The 7,307-nt window shown below is 71.8% G+C and carries 9 protein-coding genes; 5 read left to right on the top strand and 4 right to left on the bottom strand.

The window, feature by feature from the left end:
* From ACVCAG_RS23910 to ACVCAG_RS23895, 4 genes are all read left to right on the top strand, one after another.
* On the top strand, positions 1-1,119 hold a 1,119-nt coding region (locus ACVCAG_RS23910), incomplete at its 5' end, for a GAF domain-containing protein (RefSeq protein WP_447190312.1).
* Between the two features lie 146 nt (positions 1,120-1,265).
* On the top strand, positions 1,266-1,481 hold the full coding sequence (locus ACVCAG_RS23905; RefSeq protein ID WP_440089877.1) for a hypothetical protein: 216 nt from the start codon (positions 1,266-1,268) through the stop codon (positions 1,479-1,481).
* Positions 1,482-1,710: 229 nt separating this feature from the next.
* On the top strand, positions 1,711-2,268 hold the full coding sequence (locus ACVCAG_RS23900; RefSeq protein WP_440089878.1) for a cation transporting ATPase C-terminal domain-containing protein: 558 nt from the start codon (positions 1,711-1,713) through the stop codon (positions 2,266-2,268).
* 91 nt (positions 2,269-2,359) lie between these two features.
* Positions 2,360-3,229, top strand: a complete 870-nt coding sequence (locus ACVCAG_RS23895; protein WP_447190311.1) for a universal stress protein — start codon at positions 2,360-2,362, stop codon at positions 3,227-3,229.
* On the opposite strand, the gene ACVCAG_RS23890 is transcribed toward ACVCAG_RS23895, so the two are convergent.
* The 3 genes from ACVCAG_RS23890 to ACVCAG_RS23880 form a co-directional block, all read right to left on the bottom strand.
* Positions 3,153-3,539 carry a hypothetical protein gene (locus tag ACVCAG_RS23890; RefSeq protein ID WP_447190310.1) on the bottom strand — a complete coding sequence of 129 codons (387 nt, stop codon included), beginning with the start codon at positions 3,537-3,539 and terminating at the stop codon, positions 3,153-3,155. The two genes, ACVCAG_RS23895 and ACVCAG_RS23890, sit on opposite strands and share 77 nt — an antisense overlap.
* A gap of 90 nt (positions 3,540-3,629) precedes the next feature.
* Complete coding sequence (locus tag ACVCAG_RS23885) at positions 3,630-3,902, bottom strand: pyruvate formate lyase family protein (protein WP_447190309.1); 273 nt, start codon at positions 3,900-3,902, stop codon at positions 3,630-3,632.
* A 181-nt stretch (positions 3,903-4,083) separates the two neighbouring features.
* A complete protein-coding gene (locus tag ACVCAG_RS23880; protein WP_440089884.1) occupies positions 4,084-4,683 on the bottom strand; it encodes a CBS domain-containing protein in 600 nt (199 codons plus the stop codon).
* A gap of 297 nt (positions 4,684-4,980) precedes the next feature.
* On the opposite strand from ACVCAG_RS23880, the gene ACVCAG_RS23875 reads away from it, so the two are divergent.
* Positions 4,981-5,535: a hypothetical protein gene (locus ACVCAG_RS23875; protein ID WP_447190308.1), complete on the top strand. Its 555-nt coding sequence runs from the start codon at positions 4,981-4,983 to the stop codon at positions 5,533-5,535.
* Positions 5,536-5,712: 177 nt separating this feature from the next.
* On the opposite strand, the gene rox is transcribed toward ACVCAG_RS23875, so the two are convergent.
* Positions 5,713-7,257 carry a rifampin monooxygenase gene (rox, locus tag ACVCAG_RS23870; RefSeq protein ID WP_447190307.1) on the bottom strand — a complete coding sequence of 515 codons (1,545 nt, stop codon included), beginning with the start codon at positions 7,255-7,257 and terminating at the stop codon, positions 5,713-5,715.
* Positions 7,258-7,307 lie beyond the last annotated feature (50 nt).

Below are 7,307 nucleotides of genomic sequence, written 5' to 3'. Positions count from 1 at the left end.
GAGGAGAGCCGGCGCAGGGAGATGTGGCTGCAGGCCTCGGCGGAGGTCACCACCAGCCTGCTGTCGGGCGCCGAACCGGATCAGGTGCTGACCCTGGTGGTGGGCCGGGCCCGGGACCTGGCCGCCGCCGACACCACGATGATCATGCTTCCCGACGTGGCCCGCGAGGTCCTGCACGTGATGATCGCCGACGGTCCGGGTACCGACGGACTCGGCCGGGCCACGGTGGACGTCACCGGCTCGCTCCCGGGCAGGGCCCTGCTGGGCGGCGAGCCGGTCATGGTCAACGATCTCGGCGAGACGGACCTGCCCGCCGCCCTCACCCGGGATCTGACGGTAGGTCCCGCCGCCGCGGTGCCGCTGGGCGCCGCCGGGGCGGTGCGGGGGGTGCTGGTACTGGGCAAGCGACCAGGCCGCCTGCCGTTCAGCGGCGGCGAGCTGCGGACCCTGCACTCCTTCGCCGGGCAGGCCGCGGTCGCGCTGGAGCTGGCCGAGGCCCGCCAGGACGCCGAGCGGCTGGGGCTGCTGGAAGACCGCGACCGGATCGCCAAGGACCTGCACGACGTCGTCATCCAGCGGCTCTTCGCCGTCGCCATGACCTTGATGAGCATCGTGCGGTTCGTCGAGCATCCCGAGGCCGCAGGCCGGCTCCAGCACGGGATCAACGAGCTGGACGAGACCATCCGGCAGATCCGTTCGACGATCTTCGCCTTGCAGACTCCCCGCCAGGCCGACGAGCCCAGCCTGCGCGCGCGGATCGTGGAGCTGGTCGAGGGCGCGCGTGGGCACCTGGGCTTCATGCCGGGCCTGCGGATGGAGGGGCAGCTCGACAACAAGGTGCCCGCACCGGTCGCCGAGCACCTGCTGGCCGTCCTGCGTGAGGCGCTGTCCAACATCGTGCGCCACGCCAAGGCCTCCAAGGCCGACGTCTTCACCGAGACGGCCGATGACCGGCTCACCCTCACCGTCACCGACGACGGCGTCGGCCTGTCCGACGAGGGCAAACGTAGCGGCCTGCGCAACATGGAAGAACGCGCCACCGCGCTCGGCGGCTCCTTCGAGGCCGGCTTCTCCCCGCCGGGCGGGACCCGGCTGACCTGGCGCGTACCCCTCACCTGACAAGCGGCGCGGCACCGGTGAGAACCCGGGGACCGCCACCTCCGTACGCCTCGACGCTCTTCGGCCCCAGCCGGTGACAGGAGGGTCGCTGGTCCCGGCGAACCGGGACCAGCGACCCCGGCCGGGGTCGGGCCGGTCGCGGTTGCATGAAGGCGAACCCCTTCCACGTCCTGGGAGGGCTCCGGCCGGCGGCGGGCGGCGGATACCTCGGGGCGACCTTGCGGGCCTGCCTCGCCCTGGCGGCCTGCCCCACCATCGTCGTCACCCCCGACCAGGTCGACCGGGTACGGTACGCAGACATGCCCGCCCCGCGCGCCGCGATCGAATCCACGACCGGAACGGCACATCCGGCACTCGCCTGACCGGAAGACGACGCCCGCGCACCGGAGGGCTCCCGCCGGAGGGAGGGAGTTCCCGCGCCAGGATGCGCAGGGAACCGCGCACCGGCGAGCGCTCCACCCGCGCCACCCGTGCCGGGGCTGCCGGCACCGGGGCCGAAGGTCCCTCGCGCCGGTGGCTTTCGCCTCGGGATCAGGCCGCCACCGCGATGATCTGCTGGACGCATGAGCATCAAGGCGGACACCCCTTCCCGTGCACCTGCTCTGGATCAACCTGGCGCTGGACGGGATTCCGGCCATCGCCCTGGGCGTCGACCGGCCCGCGGGAGATCCTCTGGCGCTGCGACCACAGCGGGGTGGCCTGCTGTCGGGCGCCGTACTGAGGCGGGTCGGGCTACGGTCCCTCATCGTCGGCCTGCTGGTGATCGCCGCGGTAGAGGCGGCCCGCCGGATGGGCTGGAGCGACGAGCAGGTGCGCACCCAGGCGGTCCTCGCGCTGGTCTTCGCCCGCCTCACCCTCGCCTACGTCGTGCGGGCCCGCCGGTGGACCTTCGAGCGGGGATGGTGGCACGGCCGCACGGTCACGATCGCGGTCGTCGCCACCGCGCTGCTCCAGGCGCTTGTCACCCTTGTCCCGTTTCTCGGCGCCCCGCTGGCCCTGGTGCCGTTGCCCGCGGCCGGGTGGGCGCTGGCCCTGGGTACGGCCGTGCTCACCCCCCTGCTCTGCGACCTCGTCCGGTGGCCGGCCGCGAGCGGGGCGGGTGACCGTCCCGGCCGAGATCACGAGAGGTCAGGACTCCGAACGCGGTGACGGAGGTCCCTCGGGCAAAGGACCTTTACCGCTGTCGCCCTCCGGCCGCCCGCCGGTGTGATGGTGCCATGGGCACCATGAGGAGGATGTCGTGATCGTAGTTGGAGTCGACGGTTCGCAGGCCGCGCTCGCGGCCGTGGGCTGGGCGGCGCGCGAGGCCGCGGCCCGCGGTAGTGCGCTGAGCATCGTGCACGCCATGCCCGCCTGGCCCTTGGAGGTCTCCGAGGAGGATCGCTACGCCGAGGTGGGCCGCTGGATGCGCGAGGGGGCCGCGACCATGCTGGACGCGGCACTGGAGCGCGCCCGCCAGGAAGATCCCCGCGTCGCGGCGCAGCCGCGGCTGCTGGGCGGTGACCCGCGCGCCGTCCTGATCGAGACCACCGCGGACGCGGAACTACTGGTGGTCGGCAACCACGGGCTGGGTGGTTTCGCGGGAATGCTGCTCGGTTCGGTCGCGCTGGGGGTAACCGGGCGGGCCACCTGCCCGGTGGCCGTCGTCCGCGACCCGGCCACCGGGCAGGGGGCCGAAGAGGTGGTCGTCGGGGTCGACGGCTCGGCGGCGGGCGCGGACGCCCTGGGATTCGCCTTCGCCGAGGCGTCCCTGCGCGGTGCCGGCCTGCGGGCGGTGCACGCCTGGAGCCGTCCGATCGCCGGTGGCGGCCCCCTCGCCCTGCGGGCCGCGGAGGAGACGGCCGAGGCCGAACGGCGCCTGCTGGCCGAGGCCCTGGCCGGTTGGAGCGAGCGCTACCCCGACGTCAAGGTCACCGAACAGCTCGAACACGGTCACCCGGCGCTCGTCCTGGCCGAGGCCTCGGCCCACGTCGGCCTGCTGGTCGTCGGCTCACGCGGCCGCGGTGACCTGACCGGGCTGCTGCTGGGGTCGGTCAGCCATTCGCTGCTGCACCACGCCGCCTGCCCCCTGGTCGTGACCCCCGCCCCAGCGCCTCCCGGCTCCTCCTGACCGGCGCCGCCACGCGGCCGGCGAGCGGCTTGGACACGGGGCTCCCCGCGGCGAACCGCCCGGGAGTCCCGCGCCGGTCAGACGCTGGTGAGGCCGTACGCCCGGAACTGGGCGTGGACCCGATCCAGCAGCGCCTGGCCGGGGGGAAGCACACCCGCCAGGGGAAGGCCAGGCCGAGGCGCTGGTACTTCTCGGCGGCCATGCGGTGGTAGGGCAGGACGTCGACGTGGTCGACGTTGTCCAGGCCGGCCACGAAACGGGCGACGCCGTCGACGTTGTCCGGGGCGTCGGTGACCCCGGGAACCAGCACGAACCTGATCCAGGCCGGGCGGCCCAGCTCGGCCAGGCGGCGGGCGGAGCTCGGCTTCGCCCTGCCGTATCACGGCTTCGCGGTCGCCGGTCATCTGCGCGCGTCCTCTTTGAAGGAGACGAGGCGGGAGACGCCGTACGGGGCGACCCGCCGGCAGTCACCGATGATCCGACCCCGGCCGCAGGAGTCGGGCAGCCGGGTGATCACGCCCGAGCGGCGGGCCGCGCGGATCTCGGGGGTGTAGCCGGCTTGCAGGAAGTCGCGGACGTCCGCGTGCGCGTGCCACGCCTCGTCACGGAAACCGCGCCAGGGCGCCGAGGCCGCCTCTTGTCGTTCGGCCGACATGCCGGTCATGCTCCTCATCGGAGAACTCCCTCGCCTCTCGTCCACGTTTCCACTGTCGTCGTCCGCGCGGCCCGTCTCATCGGCCGGAGGTCACCGACGGGCGGGACCAACGTCCTGGATCGCCGGGAAGGATCCGGCCGCCTCGCCGGCGGTGACGTACGGCGGCGTCAGCCCTGCCGGAGCGCCGGGCACCAACCCGTTACGGGAGGTGCCTCACCCGGATGACGCCCGGGACGGTCCTGGCCAGCAGATCGGCGATCCGGTCGTGGTGGCCGTCGGCGTGCCCGCCCAGCGTGGCCACACCGTCGTGGACGGCGACCTCCCAGCGCGGCCCGAGAGGATACTGCTCGGACAGGGCGGCGAGCACGTCCGCGCGCAGCTCCTCGTCGGAACGGGCCAGCACGCGTATCAGGTCACGTCGGCTGATCATGCCCACCACTCGGTCGTCCCGCAGGACGGGAAGGCTCTTGACGCGCTTGGTGACGAGGAGTTCGACCAGCCGAATGGCGTCGGTCGTGGGGGTGACGGTCACCACCTGGCGGGTCATCACCTCCTCCACCCGCAGCGGCGGAGGAGGAGCGGTCTGGCCGGGGGCGATGCGCATCGAAGTGCGGGGATCGGGCTGGAACTCACCTCGCAGCAGGTCCATCTCGCTGACGATCCCCACGAGTGTTCCGTCGTCGTCCAGGACGGGGGCGGCGGTGATGGCGTTGGCGAACAGCACTCGAATGGCCCAGCGCACCGAGTGGGCGGGCAGGAGCGTGACGACCGGGCCGGTCATGACATCGCGAGCCAGCATTTTCATCGATCCTTCCAGACAGGGACGTCATCACGGCCCCGAGGCGGCCCGCCGACCACCTCGGCGACCCCGCTGACGTTCACGCGCGCGTCGTCCTCTCCCGGGCGGTGTGGACTCTTTCCTCCATCCCACTTCCGTCGCGCGCCGCGTGACAGGGCCGAAGGTCCTCTGTGACAGGGACGTTCGAGATCGTGACGCGGTTCGTACGGCACTGTGGCCGGGCTTTGGGAAGCGGTGTGATGAGGACGTCGCAAAGACCACGGAACACCACGGAACTACACGGAAAGGGGAGCCGTCATGGCCACCACTCACGGACACGACGTTCACACCGGGCCGGTCACGGGCGCCGCCCCCGCACAAGCCGTCAGGCAGCCGGTCGACTATGTCTGGGCGGTCGCCCGGATCAGCCTGGGCTGGGTCTTTCTGTGGGCGTTCGTGGACAAGCTCTTCGGGTGGGGGTTCGCCACTCCGGCCGAGCGGGCCTGGATCAACGGGGCCAGCCCCACCACGGGTTTCCTCAAGGGCACCGGGGAGAACGCCCTGGGCGGGGTGTTCACCGCCCTGGCCGGGCAGGTGTGGGTCGACTGGCTGTTCATGCTCGGCCTGCTGGGCGTCGGCGCCGCCCTGGTCCTGGGCGCGGGCCTGCGCATCGCCGCCGTCGCCGGCGCCCTGATGATGGTCTTGATGTGGGCGGCCGAGCTGCCCCTGCAGACCAATCCCTTCATGGACGACCACCTCGTCTACGCCGTCGTCCTGGCCGGCCTGGCCCTGGGCGGCGCCGGTACCACCTGGGGCATCGGCGCCTGGTGGGCCACCACCTCCCTGGTGCGCCGCTACCCCGTCCTCCGCTGACCACCCCCACCCACAGGCGAAAGGCCCGCTCCCTCCGCACGGGGAGTGGGCCTTTCCACGTCCCGAACACGGAATCTCCCGGCGTCTCACCCGACACCGCACCGCTTCGCGGTCGCTTACGAGGAGGACGCGGGTCACTTCCCGGCTCCGGTTCCCGCTCGGGTCGCTCAGGCGAAATCAGTCGGCGGGCTTGCCGAACCAGCGGGAGAGGTGGCGGTCCAGGTCCTGCTGATCGTCGCCGATCCAGGCGACGTGGCCGTCGGGGCGGAGCAGGACGCACGGAACATCCAGTACCGCGGTGGGATCCGCGAGGTAATCGACCCGGTCGGACCAGCCGCCGGCGGTCAGGCGTTCGGTGCGGTCCAGCAGCAGGCCGCGGCCGCGATGCAGCAGCCCGTAGAGGTGGCCCTGTTTCACGTCGATGTCGCGCAGGCGGCGGCCGAGCAGGTCGGGGCCTTCGCCGAAGTCGTAGCGGATGCCGATCGCGGTGATCTTCTCGATCAGATGGCGGTTCACCTCGTCGAAGTCCATCAGTTCGGTGAGCAGCCTGCGCACGGCCTGCGGGCCCGGTCCGGCGGACAGCAGTTCCCCCTGGGCGCGGGTGTTGTCCAGCACGTCCTCGGCGACCGGATGACGTTCGGCCTGGTAGGTGTCCAGCAGTGTTTCCGGGGCCCAGCCGCGAATCTGCGCGGCCAGTTTCCAGCCGAGGTTGAATGCGTCCTGAATGCCCAGGTTGAGGCCCTGACCGCCGATGGGTGGATGGATGTGCGCCGCATCGCCGGCCAGCAGCACCCGTCCGACCCGATAACGTTCGGCCAGCCGGGTGGCATCCCCGAAGCGGGACAACCAGCGCGGGGAGTGCACGCCGAAATCGGTTCCGGCGATGGTGCGCAGCTGGTGTTTGAAATCCTCGAGGGTGGGCGGTTCCGCGCGGTCGCCGACTCCCGCGGCGGGGACCACGACGCTGTAGACGGCTTCGCCGAAGGGCCGGAGCCAGAATGGCTGACGGGTCTCGCTGATCTCGGCCACCTTGGCGGCGATCTCCTCCCGCGGTACACCCACCTCCATCTCGCCCATCAGCGTCTCGGTCCGCGAGGGCTCGCCGGGGAAGCCGACGCCGAGCAGTTTGCGCACCGTACTGCGCCCGCCGTCACAGCCGATGAGATAGCGCGAACGCAGCCGCTCCCCGTCGGCCAGTTCGACGGTCACGCCCTCGTCGTCCTGCTCGAAATCGACCACCGCACAACCGCGCCGGACCTGCGCACCCAGTGCGATCACATGCTCCTCGAGTAGACGTTCGATGACCGGCTGCGGGATGCCCAGCAGATAGGCGTGCGCGGAATCCAGGCCCTTGGGCGCGGGTTTGGGGATGGCGGCGAAGAAACCGCCGGCCGGACGCCGTCTTCCGTGTTCGAGAATGCGATCCAGCAGTCCGCGCATCGCCATCAGCTCGAGACTGCGGACATGCAGACCGACTATGCGGACGAACGACTTGGGCTCGGTCTCCTTTTCCAGAACGAGTACCCGCACGTCGTGCAGCCGCAGTTCGGCGGCCAGTATCGCACCGGTCGGCCCGCACCCGGCAATGATCACGTCGAACGTGAGGGGCGCGCGATCGGCGCCGGAGGCCGGCGACCGGAGTCCGGGGACGTCGCCCACGGTGAAGCCGCGCTCGACCGTACCGTTCGACGACGGCTCGGTGGTGAACTGCTGAGAGTCCATAGGTGTTGCCTTTCGGGAGTGCCTTGTTGGCGAGGCGCTCCCGGCGACAC

It is taken from the genome of Streptosporangium sp. G12 (assembly GCF_052983175.1).
Note: the sequence above shows the minus strand (reverse complement) of the source record. Positions and strands in the feature narration are given on the sequence as shown.